A 19,489-nucleotide genomic window follows, 5' to 3' on the forward strand; every position below is an offset into this window, starting at 1 on the left:
TCTTCCACCTCCTGACCGCCGACCACCACAACCGTCAAACCTCTTGCCTGCCGGCAGCGGCTTGACATAGGAGAAACTCATGACCAACCGACATGACGGACGTGCCCCCGACCAGACGCGCGAGGTGCGGATCACGCGCAGCTGGCTCGACCATGCCGAGGGCAGCGTCCTCGTCGAGTTCGGTCGCACCCGGGTGCTCTGCGCGGCATCCTTCACCGAGGGCGTGCCCCGGTGGCTCAAGGGGAAGGGCACCGGCTGGGTCACGGCCGAGTACGCCATGCTGCCGCGTGCCACGAACACCCGCTCCGACCGTGAGAGCGTCAAGGGCCGCATCGGCGGTCGCACCCACGAGATCAGCAGGCTGATCGGCCGCAGCCTTCGTGCGGTCATCGACACGAAGGCCCTCGGCGAGAACACCATCGTCCTCGACTGCGACGTGCTCCAGGCCGACGGCGGCACGCGCACGGCCGCCATCACCGGTGCCTTCGTGGCGCTCGCCGACGCCATCGAGGACGCCCGCGCCAAGGGCCTCATCGGCAAGAAGGCCGAGCCGCTCACCGGTTCCGTCGCCGCCGTCTCCGTGGGTGTCGTCGGTGGACAGGCCGTCCTAGACCTCGACTACCCCGAGGACTCCACGGCCGAGACCGACATGAACGTCGTGATGACCGGCGACGGTCGCTTCATCGAGGTGCAGGGCACGGCCGAGGGTGAGCCGTTCGACCGCGACCTGCTCGGCCAGCTGCTCGACCTCGCGACGAAGGGGTGCGCCGACCTCACCGAGCGACAGCAGCTCGCCCTCGCCGACCCGAACCCGCGCTCTGCCGAGTCCGTCGACGGGGGGTCGGTCGCGTGACGAAGGTCGTCCTCGCCACCCGAAACGCCCACAAGGTCGAGGAGCTGCGCGAGATCCTCGCCGACGTCAGCGCCGAGCTGGGCCTCGAGATCGTGGGCCTCGACGAGTTCCCCGACGCCCCCGACGTCGTCGAGGACGGCGTCACGTTCGAGCAGAACGCCATCCTCAAGGCGGCCTCGGCCGCCCACGCCACCGGGATGCCCGCCCTGGCCGACGACTCCGGGCTCGCGGTCGACGTGCTGGGTGGGTCGCCGGGGATCTTCAGCGCCCGCTGGTCCGGCGGCCGCGGCGACCGGGCCAACCTCGAGCTGCTCCTGGCCCAGCTGGGCGACGTGCGCGACGAGCACCGGGCGGCGGCGTTCGTCTGCGCCGCTGCGATCGTGCTGCCCGACGGGCGGTCGGCCGCCGAGCTCGGGCGCTTCCCGGGAGTGGTCGGCCGCGAGCCCCGCGGCACGAATGGTTTCGGTTACGACCCGATCTTCGTGCCATCCGACCAACCGGAGGGCAACGAACGCACACTGGCGGAGTACGACAACGCCGAGAAGAACGACGTGTCGCACCGGTCGCTCGCCTTCCGAGCGCTCGTGCCACACCTGAAGGAGCACCTGAGGCCATGACCGCAACCAGCCCGGCCACCCGTCCCGAGACAGCTCAGGAGCCGGTGGCTCGCCCACTGTGGTGGGGAGCCGTCGACGGGGTGGTGGCCGGGCTGGTCACGGTCGGTCTCGCGACCCTCGCCGCGGCGGCCCTGGTCGCGCTCGGCCAGTCGTCCGGGCAGCCCGCCCCGATCGCCGCGGTCGGCGGCGCCTTCATCGACCGGACGCCCCCGTGGCTCAAGGACTTCGCGGTCTCCACGTTCGGCACGAACGACAAGCGGGCCCTGCTCGTCGGCACCGTCGTGGTGCTCGCGCTCGTCAGCGCCGCGATCGGCGGGCTCGCCGCGCGGCGCCTCGTCCCGGCCCTCGTCGCGTTCGCGCTGGTCGGTGTCATCGGCGCAGCAGCGGTCATGACGCGTCCGGGCGCCGGGCCTGCGGACGTCCTCCCGACGGTGCTCGGCACGGTCGCCGGACTCTGGTTCCTCAGCCGCGCCTCCGCCCCGGCAGGCGTCGGCGGGTCCGGTGCGGCCAACCCCGGCAGACGCTGGCTGCTCGGCGGGGCGGTCGGTGCCGTGACGGCATACCTCGGCAGCTATGTCGGCGGTGGCTCCTCGGCGGCCACGGTGTCCCGGGACGCCCTGAAGAGCGTGCCGGTCAAGGGCACCAAGCTCGCCGTCCCCGCCGGGGCCGACCTCGGCGTCCCGGGCCTCGCGCCCTACATCGTGCCCAACGCCGACTTCTATCGCATCGACACCGCCATCGTGGTGCCGCACATCGACGCCAACGACTGGAGGCTCAAGGTCACCGGCATGGTCGACCGTGAGGTCGAGCTCGACTGGAAAACCTTGCAGGGCAAGGAGATGCAGGAAGCGCTCGTGACCCTGACGTGCGTCTCGAACGAGGTCGGCGGCGACCTCATCGGCAACGCGGTCTGGACCGGGTGGCCGGTGCGCGAGCTGCTGGCGCTCGCGGGTCCCAGGTCCGGCGCCGACATGGTGCTCCAGACGAGCGTCGACGGCTTCACGGCCTCGACGCCGCTCGCCGCGCTCACCGACGACCGCAACGCGCTGCTCGCGATCCGCATGAACGGCGAACCGCTCCCCTTCGAGCACGGCTTCCCCGTACGCGTCGTCGTGCCGGGCCTCTACGGCTACGTGTCGGCGACGAAGTGGGTCACCGAGCTCAAGGTGACGACGTACGAGAAGGACGTCGCCTACTGGTCGACGCGGGGCTGGTCGGCGATGGGACCGATCAAGACCGCCTCACGCATCGACGTCCCGCGTGCCGGCGCCACCGTCAAGGCCGGCACCGTCGCCGTCGCCGGCGTCGCCTGGCACCAGCACACGGGCATCTCCAAGGTCGAGGTGCAGGTCGACCAGCAACCCTGGGCCGAGGCGCGGCTCGCCGTCGACGCGAGCATCGACACGTGGCGGCAGTGGGTCTACGAGTGGCAGGCGACGCCGGGAAGCCACGAGCTGCGCGTGCGTGCGTACGACGCCAAGGGCGAGCCGCAGTCGCCCCTGGAGGCGCCGCCGGCACCCGACGGGGCCACCGGCATCCACGTCGTCACCGTCAGGGTGGAGTGACACCGCTCCCCACGACCGCCTCGGCCTCGATCTCGACGAGCAGCCCGGGGTCGACGAGGGCGCCGACCTGCACCATCGTCGATGCCGGCCGGACGTCGGCGAACACCTCGCCGTGGGCGCGGCCGACGGCCTCCCAGTCGCGGATGTCGGTGACGTAGAGGCGGGTCCGCACGACGTCACCGGGTGAGGCGCCGCACTCGGCCAGAGCGGCCACGATGATCTCGAGGGCCACCCGGGCCTGCCGGTACGCGTCGCCCGGCGCCACGACCTGGCCGTCGCGCACCGCCGTCGTGCCGGCGACGTGCACGGTGTCGCCGACACGCACGGCGCGCGAGTACCCGACGACGCCCTCCCACGGGCTGCCGGTGCCGATGTTGCGTCTCATGCCCGCAGGGTAGCCACCGGGCCAGGGCCGCCCGGTCACGCGCGGCCAACTACAGTGGGCCGCGCAGCAGCGAGCGGACGTGGTGGAACTGGTAGACACGCAGGATTTAGGTTCCTGTGCCTCAGGTGTGCGGGTTCGAGTCCCGCCGTCCGCACCGACACGACGCCGGCCCACCTGCGGGGTGGCCGGGGGAGCGCCCGGGGTGGGTACGTGACCTACCGATACGATTCCTGAAAGCCATTCGTCCAGCGCGAGATTCGTGTGCGTCGAGACCGCAGGCCGCGGTCGCGAAGGCACGTCCCGACCAGGAGGAGCCCCCGTGACGTCCAGACTCGAGCCCGGCGAGCAGGCACCCGCCTTCGACCTTCCCGACGACGCCGGCGGCACGGTCGCCCTGCGCGACTTCGCCGGCCGCAAGGTCATCGTCTACTTCTACCCGGCGGCGATGACCCCGGGCTGCACCAAGCAGGCGTGCGACTTCAGCGAGTCGCTCGACTCCCTCAAGAAGGACGGCTACGAGGTCGTCGGCATCTCCAAGGACACGCCGGCCAAGCTCGCGAAGTTCCGCGAGCACGACCACCTGACCATCCCGCTGCTGAGCGACGAGGACCTCTCGGTGCACAACGCGTACGGCGCCTGGGGTGAGAAGAAGCTCTACGGCAAGACCGTCGAGGGCGTCATCCGGTCGACCTTCGTCGTCGACGAGGAGGGCAAGGTCAGCCACGCGTTCTACAACGTCAAGGCGACCGGCCACGTGGCCAAGCTCCGTCGCGACCTCGGCCTCGCCGACTAGAGTCGCACCGTCCCGAAAGGAAGCCAGATGACCGACACCGCACGCATCGAGCAGGACATCCAGGCCGCCCGCGCACGCCTCGAGGGCACGGTCAACGAGCTGGCCTACCGGGCCCAGCCGCAGGTCATCGCCGAGCGGCAGCTGCAGGGCCTTAGGCTGCGCATCGCCGCGGCAACCCACACCGAGGACGGCGAGCTGCGCATCGAGCGCATCGGCGCCGTCGTGGCCGCCGCGGTCGTGGTCGTCGTCGCGGTGGGGCTGCTCCGCCGCCGGCGGCGCTGAGCCGGCCGGGCGCTCACCGGTCCACCGGTCGACCGAGACACCGAGACACCGAGACACCGAAGAGGCACCGGCAGGTCATCATGGGCAAGAAGGACTCCGCCACGACGGCGCAGGAGCTGCCGGTGCGGATGCTGCACGACCGCGTGCTCGTCTCCCTCGAGAAGGAGGGTGACCGGCGCTCGGGCGGCGGCATCCTGATCCCCGCCACCGCCTCGGTCGGCAAGCGGCTGGCGTGGGCAGAGGTCGTGGCGACCGGGCCGAACGTACGCCAGGTCCAGCTCGGCGACCGGGTGCTCTTCGACCCCGAGGAGCGGGCCGAGGTCGAGCTCCAGGGCACCGACTACGTGCTGCTGCGTGAGCGTGACATCCACGCCGTGGCCGCCCAGCGCGTCGACGCCGGACAGACCGGCCTCTATCTCTGAGCGCTCGGGGCTCGCGGGCTCAGAGCACCCTGGAGCCGTACATCTCCCCGAGCGGGTCGGCGATCAGCTCGAGCCGGGCACCGTTGGGGTCGCGGAAGTAGATCGAGGTGCCGCTCTCCTCGACGTACTCGACGCCGGCCCCGTCGAGGCGCGCTCGCAGCTGCGCCCACGTGTCCGGCTCGACGGAGATGGCGATGTGGTGCAGGCCGCCGAGCACCTCTGCGTAGGGACCGACGTCGAGGCCCGGGAAGTCGAAGAAGGCGAGCAGGTTGCCGTTGCCGATGTCGAAGAAGAAGTGGTTCGAACCCTTGTAGTCGCGGTTCTCGAAGATCTCGGTGAGGGGGAAGCCGAGGACGCCCTGGTAGAACCGGATGGTCTCCTCGACGTCGCGGGCCACGATGGCGAAGTGGTGCAGGCCTCGCGCGGTCGAGGGCTGGCGGCTGTGGTCGGCCCGGAGGTATGTCTCGCGGATCCGTTCGCGCGCGGCGTCGATGGCGGACAGGTCGATCTCGGTCACGGGTGCCTCAGATCCTGAAGAAGATGTTGAGGAAGCGGTCCGCCACGGCGCGGTCGCCCCTGATGGTTCCGGCGTTGCTGCGCCCGAAGGCCGTGAGCACGAAGCTTCCCGGGTCGAACTCGAGGACGGTCCCGCCCTCCACCGCACCGGGGGAGTACGCGAAACCCTCCTCCGTGAGCGAGACATGGGTGTCGCCGGCGTTGGGCCCGGAGGTGATCCGGATGCCGATCTCGCACACGTCGTCGGGCGTGACCGGGTTGGTGGTGTACTGCCACAGCACGAACATGAACGGCGTCAGCAGGTCGGCTGCCTCGCCCGAGAGCCCGTGTGCGCGTCCGGTGCCCTGGCGCACGTCCCACGAGTGGACGCCGTAGTCCATGAGCTGGAAGGCCGGGAAGAAGAACGACGGGAGCGGCCCCATGTAGAAGTGCGGGACCATGAGGTCGGTCCAGTCGTCGTCGCTGAGCCCGTCGAAGATCTCCATCATCTTGGCGAAGTCGGCGCGTGCGCGGTCGAGGAGCGCCGCCTGCGGTTCGGACCGAAGGGCCTGGGCCATCGCGTCGGCCCGGGCCGCCATGCCGGGCAGGCCGTACGCCGGCTCCACCTCGCGCTGGTCGCGCACGGAGTCGAAGGCCCTGAAGTACGACTCGGTGGTGTCGACGAGGTGTGCGACCACGTCGCGGACCTGCCAGTGTCCGGCGCCGGTGGGTGCCTCCCAGGAGTCCTCCCGGTCGACCAGGTCGAAGAACTGGTCTGCTTCCTGTCGCACGACCCGCAGCATCGTGCTCTTGCCCTGCGGAGTCATGGCGTTCCAGCCGTCCATGCCCACACCTCCCGCCGAATCAGGGGTGCTGCTCAGGCTAGTCCGGCAGCGGCGGCCCGCTCCAGTGGTCGAGACGGGTCAACTCGGACACGGCGACCCGGCTCAGGCGCTTCACCTGCCTGACCGGCTTCCCCAACGGCACGACGGCAGCGACGGCGAACGGCTCGGGGATGCCGAGCAGCTCCTTCAGGGCGGGTTCCTCGGCGACGGCCATCGTCGTGATCGTGCCCCCGAAGCCCTCGTTCCGAGCGGCCAGCAGGATGTTCCAGACCAGGGGGTAGACCGACGCGCCCGCGACCACGCCAACCCGGTCGAGGTCCTTGTCGATGGCGGCCACGGCTCGCAGGTCCACGCAGACGACGAGCACTACCGGGGCCTGGCGCAGCGGCGTGGTGACCCACGACGGCACCTCGGTGCGCGCGACCTGCTCCTCGGTGACCGCGCTGGGGGTCCAGGCGCTCCACGGTGCCTCGCCGGCGGCGCGCTGGGCGAGGTAGCGCCGGGCACCCGGCCCGGTGACCTCGACCAGCCCCTCCCGGACTCCGGCGTCGCGGACCACGACGACCCGGGTGCCCTGGCGGTTGCCGCCGCTGGGCGCGAAGCGTGCGTTGTCGAGGATGCGGGCCAGGACGTCGTCGGGGAGGGGGTCATCGGTGAAGTCGCGCACCGCGGCCGTGGTTCGCATGACCTCGTACAGCTCCATGGGAGGCACAGTAGTCCGCACGGACCGGCGCACCCTGCCGTGGACGCAGAGGAGCCCGGCCGCCAGGCGGCCGGGCTCCTCATGAGAAGTGCGCCGTCAGGGACTCGAACCCCGAACCCAGTGATTAAGAGTCACTTGCTCTGCCAATTGAGCTAACGGCGCAACGAGGGGAAACGTTAGCAGTCGTCCCCGGCCGGTACAAAATCGAGGTGCTGCAAGCCCCGCGCGGGGGCGTCGACAGCTCGGGCAGCCCCGGCCGACGGGCGGATTCGCCGTTCCGCGTCGCCGGTCGAGGGCGCTGGTGGGCTCAGGGTGTCGCGCTCACCGTGGAAATCAGCGACAGCGCCAGGCTGACGACGATGACCCCGATGACGATGCCGACGGTGATCCGCTGCGTCTTCTTGTTTCCCATGAGCATGCGCCCATTGTCGGGCACGCTCGGGTGCGCGCCTCAGCCGGCCACGACGACGATGAGCGTGCGCGGCCCGTGAACGCCCTCGACCCGGCTGAGCTCGATGTCGCTCGTGGCGGAGGGTCCGCTGACCAGGGTGGTCGGCCGGGTCGGGTCGAGGCGGGCCAACCCCTCGGGCACGGTCTGCACGACGTCGGGCACGCGAACGACGCAGACGTGCGTGTCGGGCACGAGGGTCAGGGCGCGACGCCCGCACAGCGGGCTGCCGTCGAGGGCTATCGTGCCGGTCTCGGAGACGGCCACCACGCTCCCCGTGACGACCGCGGGCACCGCGTCCAGGTCACGGGCAGTCGCGACACCGTCGTCGGTGCGCGCGCCGTCGAGCGTGCCCACCCACGACTCGGGAACGCCCGGCGCCCGCATCACCTCGTGGATGCCGCGTTCGGCCAGTGCAGAGGCGACGGCGGCGCCGATGGAGGCGTCGTCGCCGGCGGCGCGGACCACGGTGGCTCGGTAGTCCTCGAGCCGGTCGACGAGCTCGGCCAACACGGCCCCGGAGCCCGGCGCGTGCTCGCCGGTGGAGCGGTAGCCGCGTGGCACGGGCAGTGCGTGGCCCGAGTCGGCGGCGTCGCCCCGCGCCAGCCGGATGCGCGCGAGCATCTCGTCACGCGCGCTCACGAGCGGTCACCTCGCGTACGCGTCCACCAGTCACGGAAGGTCTCGGCGGGCGGGCTCGGCACGTCGCGTGAGGAGGTCCAGCCGCTCAGGGGCGGAGGGAACGGCAGCACCGGCTTGCCCTGCCGTATGCCGTGTCGTCCGATGGTCGCAGCACGCCCGGCCCGCGCGAACCGCTTCGGGTCGGCCATCACCCAGGCGGCTGCCTTCATCGCGGCAGCCTCCGGCGTCGGGAGCCGGTGCTTGGCCGCACGGGCTTCGGTGTGCTCGGCGCGGAGCTGGACGAGCAGGTCGGGGATGTTGATCTTGACCGGGCACACGTCGTAGCAGGCGCCGCACAGGCTTGAGGCGTAGGGCAGCGAGTCGTTGGGGTCAGTGCCGCCGGTGACGCCGGTGAGGAAGGGGGTGAGCACCGCACCGATCGGGCCGGGGTAGACCGAGCCGTACGCGTGCCCGCCCGTGCGCTCGTACACCGGGCAGACGTTGAGGCAGGCGGAGCAGCGGATGCAGTGCAGCGCGGTGCGGCCGAGGTCGTCGGCGAGGGCCCGGGTGCGACCGTTGTCGAGCAGGACGAGGTGGAAGTCCTGCGGCCCGTCGCCGGGGGTGACGCCGGCCCACGTCGAGGTGTACGGGTTCATGCGCTCACCCGTCGAGCTGCGGGGGAGCAGCTGGAGGAACACCTCGAGGTCACGCCAGGTCGGCACGACCTTCTCGATGCCCATCACCGTGATGAGCGTCTCGGGCAGCGTGAGGCACATGCGGCCGTTGCCCTCGGACTCGACGACGGTCAGCGTGCCGGTCTCGGCCACGCCGAAGTTGGCGCCCGAGACGGCCACCCTGGCGCGGAGGAACACCTCGCGCAGGTGGGCCCGCGCGGCGGCGGCGAGCACGGCGGGCTCGTCGGTCAGGTCGGGGTCGACGCCCGGCATCTCACGGGTGAAGATCTCGCGGATCTCCGACCGGCCGCGGTGGATGGCGGGCACGAGGATGTGGCTGGGACGGTCGTGGCCGAGCTGGACGATGAGCTCGGCGAGGTCGGTCTCGTGAGCCATGACGCCGGCCCCCTCGAGGGCCTCGTTGAGCCCGATCTCCTGCGTGGCCATGGACTTGACCTTGACGACCTCGCTCTGGCCGGTGGCGGTCACGAGGTCGAGGACGATCCGGTTGGCCTCGGCGGCGTCGCGTGCCCAGTGCACGGTGCCGCCGCGTGCAGTGACGTTGGCCTCGAGCTGTTCGAGCAGCTCGGGCAGCCGCGCCATCGTGTCGGCCTTGATCGCCGAGCCCGCCTCGCGCAGCGCCTCCCAGTCGGGCACCTCGCCGACGACGGCGGCCCGCTTCGCGCGGATCGTCGACGTGGCGTGCGCGAGGTTGCGGCGCAGCCTGGTGTTGCCGAGCGCCTCGCGCGCGGCCTCCGGGAAGGGCCGGTCTCCGGTGAGCTGCCCCACCGAGGTGTCGGCGGCCGGGCCGGGAACCCGGCCCTGCGGCATACCCAGGAAGGTGGTCATCGCTCGGCCCTCACGAGGTGCTCGCGAGGATCTCGGCGAGGTGGACCGGCCGCACCCCGGTGCGAAGGCGGGCGAGGCCGCCGCCGATGTGCATGAGGCACGACGCGTCGCCGGCCGTGACGACCTCGGCGTCGGTCGCGAGCACGGCCGACATCTTGTCGGCGAGCATGGCCGTGGAGGTGTCGGCGTTCTTCACCGAGAACGTGCCTCCGAAACCGCAGCACGAGTCGGCGGCCGGGAGCTCGACGAGGTCGATGCCACGCACGGCCCGGAGCAGCTGCAGGGGGCGGTCGCCCACGCCGAGCAGCCGCAGCGAGTGGCACGTCGGGTGGTAGGTGACGCGGTGCGCGTAGGCGGCGCCGACGTCGGTGACCCCGAGCACGTCGACCAGGAGCTCGGACAGCTCGAACGTGCGTGCCGCGACGGCGTCGGCCCTGACGGCGAGCGCCTCGTCACCGCTGCGCCGTGCGACCGCGGCGTGCTGGTGGCGCACGGAGCCGACGCACGAACCCGACGGTGCGACGATCGCCTCGCAACCCTGCGCGAGGGCCTGCTCGAACACGTCGACGTGGTGGCGCACGAGGCCCACTGCGTCGTGCTGGTAGCCGGTGTTGGTGTGCATCTGGCCGCAGCAGGTCTGGGCCTCGGGAAAGACGACCTCGTGTCCGAGCCGCTCGAGGACGGCGACCGTGGCGCGCGCGACGTCGGGGTAGAGGACGTCGCCGAGGCACGTGACGAACAGGGCGACCCTCATGCGTGCCTCGCGCGTGCGGTCACGGCCGTCGATGCACGCGCCACGAGCTCGGGCGGGAAGACGACGTGCTGGTGCTGGTGCTGGCTGCCGCGCTCCGCCTCGTCGGCGAGCAGGCGCGCGGCCGTGCTGCCGAGAAGGTGGCGTGGCTGCGAGACGGAGGTGAGCGGCACCGCTGCGGCAGAAGCGAACTCGATGTCGTCGTAGCCCACGAGGGCGATGTCGTCTGGCACGGCGATGCCGTGCTGGGTGAGGTGCTGGAGCAGCCCGAGGGCAAGCAGGTCGTTGGCGCAGAACACGCCTGTGGGGCGGTTGCGTCGCGGCAGCCCGAGGAGTCGCTCACCCGCCCGGCGGCCCTCGGCGATCGTCAGGCCCGAGGTGCGGATCTGGGTCAGTGCCTTCTCTGGCAGGCCGGCCGCTGCCGTCGCCGCCGCGGCGCCGACGTGACGGTCGTGCACCTGCGGGATGTCCGCCGGGCCGCCGACGAAGGCGAGGCGCGTGTGGCCGGCCTCGACGAGGTGGGTGATGGCCAGCTCGCCCCCGGCGACGTCGTCGACGCCGACCGTGCACCACTCGCTGCTGCTCTGCTCCGGCGCCCGGTCGACGAGGACGACGGGCACGCCGGTGTCGCGAAGCCGCTGCAGCCGCGGGTTGGCGTAGTCCATCGCGGTGATGAGCACGCCACGGGCGCGCAGCTCGGTGAGCTGCTCGAGGTACTGGTCCTCGCGGTCGGCGTCCTGGTCGCTGTTGCAGATGAAGAGTGCGAGACCCTCGGCCTTGGCGACCTCCTCGATGCCACGTGCGACGTCGGTGAAGAAGGGGTTCGTGGCGTCGAGCACGAGGTAGGCGATGGTGCGCGAGCGTCCGGCAGCCAGCTGCCTGGCTGAGGCGTTGGGCACGAAGCCCAGCTCGGCGATGGCCAGCTCGACCCTGGCCCGGGTTGCGGCTCGCACCGCGGTGGGCCGGTTGAGGACGTTGGAGACGGTGCCGAGGGAGACGCCCGCGCGTGCGGCGACGTCCTTGATGCTCACCCTGGCCATGGACCCTCCTCTTGTCGGTGCAACGTATCGCGCCGGGACGGGTCGGCGCCGCACCTGGGTCACGATGGACGGTGCACGCGGAGCGGCTGCGTGGCGGCGAGGTCGGCGCGGATCTCCTCCAGCGTCGTCGGCGCGGCTCCCAGCGCCCGGGCCTGCACGAGGACGTTCCCGAGCGCCGTGGCCTCGACGGGGCCGGCGACGACCGGCACGCCGGTCAGGTTCGCCGTGACCTGGCAGAGCAGCCGGTTGCGCGAGCCGCCGCCGACGACGTGGATGACGTCCACGGCCGCCCCCGAGAGCTCCGTCGCGCGGCGGGTCGTCCTCGCGTATGCCGTCGCCAGCGAGTCGAGGATGCAGCGCACCGTGTGGGCGGGGTCCTGCAACGCCCCGGGTGCCCGGGTCCCGCCGGTCGCGGCTGCCGCGATCCGTCGGGGCATGTCGCCCGGGGCGATGAACGACTCGTCGTCGACGTCGATGAGGGGACCCCCGGACGGAAGTCGCTCGGCGTCGGCGAGCAGCGTGTCCAGGTCCGGGGTGAGCCCCTGCTCGCTCCAGTCGCGCATCGACTCCTGGAGCAGCCACAGGCCGCCGACGTTGCGCAGGAACCGGGTGCGCCCGTCGACGCCGCCCTCGTTGGTGAAGTTGGCCGCCCGGCTGTCCTGCGTGATGACCGGGGCCTGGAGCTCGAGGCCGGCGAGCGACCACGTGCCGCTCGAGACGTAGGCGAACCGGCCCGTCGTCGCAGGCACCGCCACGACGGCCGAGGCGGTGTCGTGGGAGCCGACCGCGGTGACGAGCGTCCCGGGTCGCAGCCCGGTCTGCTCGACGGCGGTGGTCGTCAGGGTCCCGACGACCTCGCCGGGGGCGATGAGTGGCGGCAGCCGGTCGGCCGGGAGGTCGAGCCGGTCGAGCAGGTCCTTGGCCCAGTCACCGGTGTGCGCGTCGATCAGTCCGGTGGTGGAGGCGTTGGTGGACTCGGTGCGCAGCTCGCCGGTGAGCTGCAGGGCGAGCCAGTCGGGAAGGAGCGCGACGTGGGCCGCCTTGTCCCACAGGCTCGCTGCCATCTCGGCCTCGAGCTGGTACACCGTGGTGAACGGCAGGAACTGGAGGCCGTTGACGGCATACAGCTGCTCTCGTGGGACGCGGCGGTGGACGAGGTCCACTGCCGCCGCGGAGCGCCCGTCGCGGTAGGAGACCGGCTCTGCGAGGAGACGGCGGTCCCTGTCGAGGAGGGCGTAGTCGACGGCCCACGTGTCGACGCCGACGGACTCGGTCTCGGGGAACTGCCGAGCGAGCAGGCGCAGTCCGGTGAGCACCTCGGCCCACAGCCGGGTCAGGTCCCACCGCAGGTGCCCGTCGCGCTGCACCGGGCCGTTGGGGAACCGGTGCAGCGTGTGCAGCGTGGTCTGCGGGCCGTCGACGACGCCGGCCATCACCCGACCGCCCGAGGCGCCGATGTCGACGGCGCCGAAGACGCGTGGACCCATGACGTCAGCGCAGGAACGCGGCGGCGACGCCGGCGTCGACGGGGACGTGGAGGCCGGTCGTGTGGCTCAGCTCGTCGGACGTCAGCACCGCGGCGGCGTTCGCGACGTGCTCGGGGAGCACCTCACGACCGAGCAGGGTGCGCTTGGCGTAGTACGCGCCGAGCTCCTCCTCCGGCACGCCGTAGACGGCTGCCCGCTTGGCCCCCCAACCGCCGGCGAAGATGCCGCTGCCGCGAACCACCCCGTCGGGGTTGATGCCGTTGACGCGGACGCCGTGCTCGCCCAGCTCGGCCGCGAGCAGCCTCACCTGGTGGGCCTGGTCGGCCTTGACGGCGCTGTAGGCGATGTTGTTGGGGCCGGCGAAGACGGAGTTCTTGCTCGAGATGTAGAGGATGTCGCCGCCGAGCTTCTGCGCGATCATCGCGCGTGCTGCGGCCTGGGACATCAGGAAGCTGCCCTTGGCCATGACGTCGTGCTGCAGGTCCCAGTCGGCCTCGGTCGTGTCGAGCAGCGGCTTGCTGATCGAGAGCCCGGCGTTGTTGACGAGCAGGTCGAGGCCCCCGAAGGCGAGCACGGCGGCGTCGACGGCGGCCTGCACCTGGATCGGGTCGGTGACGTCGGCCTGGACGCCGACGGCGACGTCCCTGCCCCCGATCTCCTTCGCCGCCGCCGACGCCTTGTCGAGCTCGAGGTCGGCGATCACCACGCAGGCCCCCTCGGCGGCGAGCCGGGTCGCGATCGCCTTGCCGATCCCCCCGGCTGCACCGGTGACGAGGGCGATGCGGCCGGCGTGGCTGAGGGGCTCGGGCATTCGCTGGAGCTTGGCCTCCTCGAGCGCCCAGTACTCGATGCGGAACTTCTCGCTCTCGTCGATCGGGGCGTAGGTGGAGACCGACTCGGCGCCGCGCATCACGTTGATGGCGTTGACGTAGAACTCGCCTGCGACGCGGGCGGTCTGCTTGTCCTTGCCGTAGGAGAACATCCCGACGCCGGGCACGAGGACGATCGCCGGGTCGGCGCCGCGGATGGCGGGGGAGTCGGGGGTGGCGTTGCGGTCGTAGTAGCCCTGGTAGTCGTCGCGGTAGGCGACGTGCAGCTCGGGCAGCCGGGCGATGACGTCGTCGAGCGAGGCATCGCTGGGAAGGTCGACGACGAGCGGCTTGACCTTGGTGCGCAGGAAGTGGTCGGGGCAGGACGTGCCGAGCTCGGCCAGGGCCGCCAGCTTCTCGCTCGCGAGGAACTCGAGCACCACGTCGGCGTCGGTGAAGTGGCCGACCATGGTCCTGTCCTGCGAGGCCAGTGCACGCAGGTGCGGCGCCAGTGCCGCAGCCTTCGCGTGCCGCTCCTGCGGCTCCAGCGGCGCACGCTCGGGCACCGCGGCGCCGAACGGCTCGGCCGCGCCGTGCTCGTCGAGGTAGGCCTGCGCCGTCTCGATGATCCACCTCGAGCTGGCCTCGGCCTCGGCGCTCGTGTCACCCCACGCGGTGATGCCGTGGCCGCCGAGGATCGTGCCGACGGCCTGCGGGTTGGCCTCCTTGATGGCGGAGATGTCGAGGCCCAGCTGGAAGCCGGGTCGGCGCCACGGCACCCAGACGACCCTCTCGCCGAAGATCTCCTTGGTCAGCCGCTCGCCGTCCTTCGCCGTCGCGACGGCGATGCCGCTGTCGGGGTGGAGGTGGTCGACGTGCGCCGAGCCGACGAGGCCGTGCATCGCGGTGTCGATCGAGGGTGCGGCGCCACCCTTGCCGTGGAGGCAGAAGTCGAAGGCTGCCACCATCTCGTCCTCGCGCTCGACGCCAGGGTAGACGTCGACGAGGCTGCGCAGGCGGTCGAGGCGCAGCACCGCGAGGCCCGGCTCCGTGAGCGTGCCGAGGTCGCCGCCGGATCCCTTGACCCAGAGCAGCTCGACCTGCTCACCGGTGACGGGGTCGGTCTCGGTGCCCTTGGCCGACGTGTTGCCGCCGGCGTAGTTGGTGTTGCGGGGGTCGGATCCCAGCCGGTTCGATCGGGCGAGCAGCTCGGCAACGGGGGTGTTGGTCATCTCGTGTCTTCCTCGGTGGCTCTGGTGCAGGTCGTGGTGAGTCGTCGTCGTGCGCAGGCGCTCAGGCTCCCCAGCCGGCCTGCGTCCCGCCGATGCGGTCGGCGGCGATCTGGTCCTGGTAGCCGCTGGCGATGTAGGCGGCCATGGGGTCGGTGGGCAGGCCGCGGTCGCCGCGCCACTGCGCGAGGTCGGCGCGCACGTCGGTGTAGAAGGCGTCCATGAGGATGCCGTTGGCACCGAGCACGTCACCCAAGCGCTCGGCCTCGGCCAGTGCGACGCGGTCGACGAGCAGGGCCCGGGCCGTCATCTCCTGGACGTTGAGCACCGAGCGGATCTGGCCGGGGATCTTGTCCTCGACGTTGTGGCACTGGTCGAGCATGAAGGCGACCTCGCTGTCCTCGTCGTAGCCGCCGCCCCGGATGACCTCGAAGAGGATCCGGAAGAGCTGGAACGGGTCGGCGGCACCGACGATGAGGTCGTCGTCGGCGTAGAAGCGCGAGTTGAAGTCGAACGAGCCGAGCCGCCCGGCCCGCAGCAGCTGCATGACGATGAACTCGATGTTCGTGCCGGGGGCGTGGTGCCCGGTGTCGAGGCAGACCATGGCCCGGTCGCCGAGGGCGAGGCAGTGCAGCAGCGACGTGCCCCAGTCAGGCACGTCGGTGGCGTAGAACGCCGGCTCGAAGAACTTGTACTCGAGGACGAGCCGCTGGTGGTCGCCGAGGCGCTCGTAGATCTGCCGGAGGCTGTCGGCGAGTCGGTCCTGTCGGCCCCGCAGGTCGCCCTGGCCCGGGTAGTTCGTGCCGTCGGCCAGCCAGATCTTGAGGTCGCGGCTGCCCGTCACGTCCATGATGTCGACGCACTCGAGGTGGTGGGCGACCGCCTTGGCGCGGATCCGCTCGTCGACGTGGGTCAGGCTGCCCAGCCTGTAGTCGTCGTCCTGGAACGTGTTGCTGTTGATGGTGCCCAGCCGGACCCCGAGGTCCTCGGCGACGCGGCCCAGCTTGTCGAAGTCGTCCACGCGGTCCCAGGGGATGTGCAGCGCGACGGAGGGCGCGAGCCCCGTGAGCGCGTGAACCTGCGCGGCGTCGGCGAGCTTCTCCTCCACCGAGCGCGGCGTGCCCTCGGAGCCGAACACCTTGAAGCGCGTGCCGGAGTTGCCGAAGGCCCACGAGGGCAGCTCGATCGCCTGGCGTCCGAGCTCGCTCGAGATGTCGCTGAAGTTCGTCATGGTGGTCCGATCCGTGAGAGTCGCATCGCTCCAATGAAGCGTTTCAGAAGTCTGGGCACGAGTAAAGCGCAGGGACATGGGCCGGTCAAGCCCCCGAGCTCTCACCTGTGTTAGAAGAAGATTCGTTCTGAGCGTGAAGGGTGGGAAAATGGCCGAACCTGTTGACAGTGTCCAGTGCGGACCTTACTTTGGTGCCGACCGAATGAAGCGATTCAAAAATCGGTGACCATCGAACGCGGATACGCGCCCCAACGTTGTGGAGGTACCCCATGAAGCACCCCCGGCCCAGTCTCGCGATCGCGGTTGTCGCGGCGAGCTCACTGGTTCCCCTCGCGGCCTGCTCGAGCTCCTCCGGCTCGGGCGACTCGGGCAGCGGGAAGACGGAGATCACCCTGCTGACCGACAACGCGGAGTCGACGGTCAAGCCCGCGAAGGCTGTCATCGCGGCGTTCGAGAAGGCCAACCCGACCATCACGGTCAACGCCGAGACCCGACCGGGTGGCGCCGAGGGCGACAACCTCGTGAAGACGAAGCTGTCGACCGGCGACATGGCCGACGTGTTCTGGTACAACTCCGGATCGCTGCTCCAGGCGCTGAGCCCCGAGAAGACGCTCGTCGACCTCACGAACGACCCCGCCCTCAAGGACACCGACCCCTCGTTCCTGCCGGCGGTGACGCAGAAGGGCAAGGTCTACGGCGCCCCGTGGGGCACCGCCATGGGTGGCGGCATCCTCTACAACAAGGACGTCTACTCCCAGCTGGGTCTCTCGGTGCCGAAGACGTGGGCCGAGTTCGAGTCGAACAGCGAGAAGATCAAGGGCGCCGGCATCACCCCGGTCCTCGGCACCCTCAAGGACACCTTCACCTCCCAGCTGTACGTTCTCGGCGACTTCCACAACGTCGCGAGCTCGAACCCCGAGTGGGCCGACGAGTACACGGCGAACAAGGTCAAGTACGCCACCGACCCGGTCGCCCTCAAGGGGTTCGAGAAGGCCGCCGAGCCCAAGCAGAAGGGCTGGCTCAACGACAGCGCCGGCTCGACGACGTTCGCGCAGGGCATCAAGCTGCTCGCCAAGGGCAAGGCCGCCCAGTATCCCATGCTGACGTTCCCCATCTCCACCCTGCCGGCGGAGGATGCCGCGAAGATCGGCTTCTTCGGGATCCCCGGTGACGACGCGAGCAAGGCCGGGGCGACCATCTGGGAGCCCGGCGGCCAGTACATCCCGAAGGCGAGCAAGAACATCGAGGCAGCCAAGAAGTTCGTCGCCTTCGTCGCCTCGGTCGCCGGAACGGAGGCCTTCTCGTCCGCGGTGCCGCCCACCGGTCCCTACCTCGTCAAGGGCTCCAAGCTGCCCGACAACGCCCCGCCCGTGGCCAAGGACATGCAGGCCTACATCGACTCCAAGACCTCTACCCCGGCGCTCGAGTTCATCTCGCCCGTCAAGGGCCCCTCGCTCGAGCAGATCATGGTCGCGATCATGACCGGTCAGACGCCGCCGCAGGAGGGCGCGGCCCAGTACGACGCCGACGTCACGAAGCAGGCCAAGCAGCTGGGACTGCCGGGATGGTGACCCAGACCGGTGCCCAGGCCCCACCGTCCGGCCCCCGCGCTGCCGCGGGGGCCGAGCGGCCCGGCCGGCCCCGGTCCGGCCGGGCGGGCGGCGTGCGGGGTCTGCAGGCGCAGACCTACCCCTTCTGGTTCTACGTGCCGGCAGGCGCCGTCTACGCCGTGGTCTTCATCATCCCGACGGTCATCTCGTTCTACTTCGCCTTCACCCGGTGGACCCTCTTCGAGTCCGAGTTCATCGGGCTCGACAACTTCCGCCAGTTCTTCTCGGAGCAGGCGCTCGTCAGCAGCCTGCGCAACACCCTCGTGTACGCCGTCGTGACCAGCGGGCTGAAAGTGGTGCTCGGGATGCTCTTCGCCGTGCTTCTCACCGGGCCGATCCGCACGCGTGGCCTGCTCCGCTCGGTCATCTTCTTCCCCGTGCTCGTCAGCACGGTCGCGGTCGGCATCACCTTCAGCGTGCTCCTCCAGCCGGACTTCGGGCTGGTGGCCACCGTGCTCGACAAGGTCGGCATCACCTCGCCCGACTGGCTCGGCAACCCGAGCACCGCGCTCCTGTCGGTGGCGCTCGTCGACGTCTGGAAGGGCGTCGGCCTCGCGACACTCATCTACATCGCCGGCATCCTGGCCATCTCGAAGGACTTCTACGAGGCCGTCGACGTCGACGGGGGCGGCGCGTGGACGAAGTTCCGCAACGTCACCCTGCCGCTCGCGGCCCCGGCGACCTTCACGGTCATCCTGCTCTCGCTCATCGGCGGCCTGCGCTCCTTCGACCTCATCTGGACGATGACCAAGGGCGGTCCCGGGTTCAGCAGCGACGTCATCGCCTCGACGATCTACAAGACGTACCAGGCCGGCTTCTTCGGGCTCTCCACCGCCGGCAACGGCGTGCTCTTCGTCCTGGTGACCCTGATCGTGTATCCGCTGTCGCGGTACTTCAACTCCCGGGAGGTGCACTCATGAGGACGCACCTGCTCCGACGCACCTCGCTCGAGGTCGTGGCCGTGCTCGTGGCGCTCGTCGTCTTCGTGGTGCCGTTCCTCTTCATGTTCCTCACCGCCTCCAAGGACGAGTCGGAGTCCGCCGACCTGACGTTCGCCCTGCCGACCGAGTGGAAGATCCTCGACAACATCAAGGGCGTCTTCGAGGCCCGCGACGGCATGCTGTTCACCGCGTTCCGCAACAGCATCGTCCTGACCGTCGTGTCGGTCACCATCCTCGTGGTGCTCTGCGCGATGGTCGGCTACGTCATCCAGCGGCGGCCCGGCCGTGCCGCCGACATCGCCAACGCCCTGGTCCTCTCGGGCCTCATCATCCCGCCGGCCGTCGTCCCCACGATCTGGGTGCTCCAGCAGCTGCACGTCTTCAAGACGCTGCCGGGGCTGATCCTCGTCGAGGTGGCCTTCAACATGTCGTTCTGCGTGCTGCTCTTCCGGGCCTTCGTCGCGGCGATCCCGCGCGAGCTCGACGAGGCCGCCATGATCGACGGCTGCACGGGGCTCTCACTCTTCTTCCGGGTGATCTTCCCGCTGCTGCGGCCGGTCACCATCACGGTCATCCTGACCTCGTCGGTCTTCATCTTCAACGACTTCGTCAACCCCCTCTACTTCCTGCCGGGCGACGAGAACGCCACCGTCCAGCTGACGCTCTACAACTTCACGAACCAGTTCGACACGCAGTACAACCTGCTCTTCATGAACATCGTGCTCGTGACCGTGCCACCGCTCGTCCTCTTCATCTTCTTCAACCGCAAGATCGTCGCCGGCATGACGTCCGGCGCGGTCAAGGGCTGACGCCCACTCACGCAGACCATCTCTCCCGAA

At 70.6% G+C, this 19,489-nt stretch carries 20 protein-coding genes and 2 tRNA genes; 10 read left to right on the forward strand and 12 right to left on the reverse strand.

Translation table 11 applies throughout. The annotated features are described in order from the left end of the window. The first annotated feature begins 79 nt into the window (after positions 1-79). Genes rph through ACFQ2V_RS19800 form a run of 3 tightly spaced genes read left to right on the forward strand, consistent with a single transcriptional unit; the run spans position 80 to position 3,035 of the window. Complete coding sequence (gene rph / locus ACFQ2V_RS19790) at positions 80-853, forward strand: ribonuclease PH (RefSeq protein ID WP_386054661.1); 774 nt, start codon at positions 80-82, stop codon at positions 851-853. Further along, positions 850-1,470, forward strand: a complete 621-nt coding sequence (rdgB, locus tag ACFQ2V_RS19795) for an RdgB/HAM1 family non-canonical purine NTP pyrophosphatase (RefSeq protein ID WP_386054662.1) — start codon at positions 850-852, stop codon at positions 1,468-1,470. The genes rph and rdgB overlap by 4 nt, the downstream gene beginning before the upstream one ends. Then, positions 1,467-3,035: a molybdopterin-dependent oxidoreductase gene (locus ACFQ2V_RS19800; RefSeq protein ID WP_386054663.1), complete on the forward strand. Its 1,569-nt coding sequence runs from the start codon at positions 1,467-1,469 to the stop codon at positions 3,033-3,035. Before rdgB ends, ACFQ2V_RS19800 begins: the two co-directional genes overlap by 4 nt. On the opposite strand, the gene ACFQ2V_RS19805 is transcribed toward ACFQ2V_RS19800, so the two are convergent. Next, a complete protein-coding gene (locus ACFQ2V_RS19805; protein WP_386054664.1) occupies positions 3,022-3,420 on the reverse strand; it encodes a RidA family protein in 399 nt (132 codons plus the stop codon). The two genes, ACFQ2V_RS19800 and ACFQ2V_RS19805, sit on opposite strands and share 14 nt — an antisense overlap. A gap of 73 nt (positions 3,421-3,493) precedes the next feature. Here ACFQ2V_RS19805 and ACFQ2V_RS19810 point away from each other — a divergent pair. The 4 genes from ACFQ2V_RS19810 to ACFQ2V_RS19825 all read left to right on the forward strand — a co-directional run bounded on the left by ACFQ2V_RS19810 (position 3,494) and on the right by ACFQ2V_RS19825 (position 4,917). Further along, positions 3,494-3,574: transfer RNA gene (locus ACFQ2V_RS19810), tRNA-Leu, on the forward strand. 165 nt (positions 3,575-3,739) lie between these two features. Further along, entirely contained in the window at positions 3,740-4,213 is a 474-nt protein-coding gene (gene bcp / locus ACFQ2V_RS19815) for a thioredoxin-dependent thiol peroxidase (RefSeq protein ID WP_386054665.1), read from the forward strand. Between the two features lie 27 nt (positions 4,214-4,240). Next, positions 4,241-4,495 (forward strand): DUF3618 domain-containing protein, encoded by a 255-nt coding sequence (locus ACFQ2V_RS19820; protein ID WP_386054666.1) that lies wholly within the window; start codon positions 4,241-4,243, stop codon positions 4,493-4,495. An 80-nt stretch (positions 4,496-4,575) separates the two neighbouring features. Next, positions 4,576-4,917 (forward strand): GroES family chaperonin, encoded by a 342-nt coding sequence (locus tag ACFQ2V_RS19825; RefSeq protein WP_449343050.1) that lies wholly within the window; start codon positions 4,576-4,578, stop codon positions 4,915-4,917. Positions 4,918-4,936: 19 nt separating this feature from the next. Here ACFQ2V_RS19825 and ACFQ2V_RS19830 read toward each other — a convergent pair whose 3' ends face one another. The 11 genes from ACFQ2V_RS19830 to rhaI form a co-directional block, all read right to left on the reverse strand. Further along, the gene (locus tag ACFQ2V_RS19830; protein WP_386054667.1) at positions 4,937-5,434 is read right to left on the reverse strand and encodes a VOC family protein; all 498 of its coding nucleotides are present in this window, start codon (positions 5,432-5,434) and stop codon (positions 4,937-4,939) included. Between the two features lie 7 nt (positions 5,435-5,441). Further along, entirely contained in the window at positions 5,442-6,257 is an 816-nt protein-coding gene (locus tag ACFQ2V_RS19835) for a maleylpyruvate isomerase family mycothiol-dependent enzyme (RefSeq protein WP_386054668.1), read from the reverse strand. 37 nt (positions 6,258-6,294) lie between these two features. Next, entirely contained in the window at positions 6,295-6,960 is a 666-nt protein-coding gene (locus tag ACFQ2V_RS19840; RefSeq protein ID WP_386054669.1) for a nitroreductase family protein, read from the reverse strand. An 89-nt stretch (positions 6,961-7,049) separates the two neighbouring features. Then, positions 7,050-7,122, reverse strand: a tRNA-Lys gene (locus tag ACFQ2V_RS19845). A 289-nt stretch (positions 7,123-7,411) separates the two neighbouring features. Beyond that, positions 7,412-8,050, reverse strand: a complete 639-nt coding sequence (locus ACFQ2V_RS19850; protein ID WP_386054670.1) for a LutC/YkgG family protein — start codon at positions 8,048-8,050, stop codon at positions 7,412-7,414. Continuing rightward, positions 8,047-9,552 (reverse strand): lactate utilization protein B, encoded by a 1,506-nt coding sequence (locus ACFQ2V_RS19855; RefSeq protein ID WP_386054671.1) that lies wholly within the window; start codon positions 9,550-9,552, stop codon positions 8,047-8,049. Before ACFQ2V_RS19855 ends, ACFQ2V_RS19850 begins: the two co-directional genes overlap by 4 nt. A gap of 10 nt (positions 9,553-9,562) precedes the next feature. After that, positions 9,563-10,306 (reverse strand): (Fe-S)-binding protein, encoded by a 744-nt coding sequence (locus tag ACFQ2V_RS19860; protein ID WP_386054672.1) that lies wholly within the window; start codon positions 10,304-10,306, stop codon positions 9,563-9,565. Beyond that, positions 10,303-11,343, reverse strand: coding sequence for a LacI family DNA-binding transcriptional regulator (locus tag ACFQ2V_RS19865; protein WP_386054673.1), 1,041 nt, complete (start codon positions 11,341-11,343; stop codon positions 10,303-10,305). The genes ACFQ2V_RS19860 and ACFQ2V_RS19865 overlap by 4 nt, the downstream gene beginning before the upstream one ends. Positions 11,344-11,402: 59 nt before the next feature. Next, a complete protein-coding gene (locus tag ACFQ2V_RS19870; RefSeq protein ID WP_386054674.1) occupies positions 11,403-12,830 on the reverse strand; it encodes a rhamnulokinase in 1,428 nt (475 codons plus the stop codon). 4 nt (positions 12,831-12,834) lie between these two features. Next, positions 12,835-14,871: a bifunctional aldolase/short-chain dehydrogenase gene (locus ACFQ2V_RS19875; RefSeq protein ID WP_386054675.1), complete on the reverse strand. Its 2,037-nt coding sequence runs from the start codon at positions 14,869-14,871 to the stop codon at positions 12,835-12,837. Positions 14,872-14,932: 61 nt separating this feature from the next. Further along, positions 14,933-16,099: an L-rhamnose isomerase gene (rhaI, locus tag ACFQ2V_RS19880; RefSeq protein ID WP_386054676.1), complete on the reverse strand. Its 1,167-nt coding sequence runs from the start codon at positions 16,097-16,099 to the stop codon at positions 14,933-14,935. 269 nt (positions 16,100-16,368) lie between these two features. On the opposite strand from rhaI, the gene ACFQ2V_RS19885 reads away from it, so the two are divergent. From ACFQ2V_RS19885 to ACFQ2V_RS19895, 3 genes are read left to right on the forward strand one after another with little or no spacing between them, the layout of a single operon-like run. After that, on the forward strand, positions 16,369-17,670 hold the full coding sequence (locus ACFQ2V_RS19885) for an ABC transporter substrate-binding protein (RefSeq protein WP_386054677.1): 1,302 nt from the start codon (positions 16,369-16,371) through the stop codon (positions 17,668-17,670). After that, on the forward strand, positions 17,664-18,629 hold the full coding sequence (locus tag ACFQ2V_RS19890; RefSeq protein WP_386054678.1) for a carbohydrate ABC transporter permease: 966 nt from the start codon (positions 17,664-17,666) through the stop codon (positions 18,627-18,629). Before ACFQ2V_RS19885 ends, ACFQ2V_RS19890 begins: the two co-directional genes overlap by 7 nt. Beyond that, the gene (locus tag ACFQ2V_RS19895) at positions 18,626-19,459 is read left to right on the forward strand and encodes a carbohydrate ABC transporter permease (RefSeq protein WP_386054679.1); all 834 of its coding nucleotides are present in this window, start codon (positions 18,626-18,628) and stop codon (positions 19,457-19,459) included. Before ACFQ2V_RS19890 ends, ACFQ2V_RS19895 begins: the two co-directional genes overlap by 4 nt. The last annotated feature ends 30 nt before the right edge of the window (positions 19,460-19,489 follow it).

The sequence above is a fragment of the Terrabacter terrigena genome (genome assembly GCF_042676085.1).
GTDB lineage: Bacteria > Actinomycetota > Actinomycetes > Actinomycetales > Dermatophilaceae > Terrabacter > Terrabacter terrigena.

Bases quoted from the DNA above. Each gene is read 5' to 3' on its own strand.
- rph (WP_386054661.1), top strand. From the start codon at position 80: ATGACCAACCGACATGACGGACGTGCCCCCGACCAGACGCGCGAGGTG.
- ACFQ2V_RS19800 (WP_386054663.1), top strand. From the start codon at position 1,467: ATGACCGCAACCAGCCCGGCCACCCGTCCCGAGACAGCTCAGGAGCCG.
- ACFQ2V_RS19805 (WP_386054664.1), bottom strand. From the start codon at position 3,420: ATGAGACGCAACATCGGCACCGGCAGCCCGTGGGAGGGCGTCGTCGGG.
- ACFQ2V_RS19820 (WP_386054666.1), top strand. From the start codon at position 4,241: ATGACCGACACCGCACGCATCGAGCAGGACATCCAGGCCGCCCGCGCA.
- ACFQ2V_RS19825 (WP_449343050.1), top strand. From the start codon at position 4,576: ATGGGCAAGAAGGACTCCGCCACGACGGCGCAGGAGCTGCCGGTGCGG.
- ACFQ2V_RS19835 (WP_386054668.1), bottom strand. From the start codon at position 6,257: ATGGACGGCTGGAACGCCATGACTCCGCAGGGCAAGAGCACGATGCTG.
- ACFQ2V_RS19840 (WP_386054669.1), bottom strand. From the start codon at position 6,960: ATGGAGCTGTACGAGGTCATGCGAACCACGGCCGCGGTGCGCGACTTC.
- ACFQ2V_RS19855 (WP_386054671.1), bottom strand. From the start codon at position 9,552: ATGACCACCTTCCTGGGTATGCCGCAGGGCCGGGTTCCCGGCCCGGCC.
- ACFQ2V_RS19860 (WP_386054672.1), bottom strand. From the start codon at position 10,306: ATGAGGGTCGCCCTGTTCGTCACGTGCCTCGGCGACGTCCTCTACCCC.
- ACFQ2V_RS19865 (WP_386054673.1), bottom strand. From the start codon at position 11,343: ATGGCCAGGGTGAGCATCAAGGACGTCGCCGCACGCGCGGGCGTCTCC.
- ACFQ2V_RS19870 (WP_386054674.1), bottom strand. From the start codon at position 12,830: ATGGGTCCACGCGTCTTCGGCGCCGTCGACATCGGCGCCTCGGGCGGT.
- ACFQ2V_RS19875 (WP_386054675.1), bottom strand. From the start codon at position 14,871: ATGACCAACACCCCCGTTGCCGAGCTGCTCGCCCGATCGAACCGGCTG.
- rhaI (WP_386054676.1), bottom strand. From the start codon at position 16,099: ATGACGAACTTCAGCGACATCTCGAGCGAGCTCGGACGCCAGGCGATC.
- ACFQ2V_RS19885 (WP_386054677.1), top strand. From the start codon at position 16,369: ATGAAGCACCCCCGGCCCAGTCTCGCGATCGCGGTTGTCGCGGCGAGC.
- ACFQ2V_RS19890 (WP_386054678.1), top strand. From the start codon at position 17,664: ATGGTGACCCAGACCGGTGCCCAGGCCCCACCGTCCGGCCCCCGCGCT.
- ACFQ2V_RS19895 (WP_386054679.1), top strand. From the start codon at position 18,626: ATGAGGACGCACCTGCTCCGACGCACCTCGCTCGAGGTCGTGGCCGTG.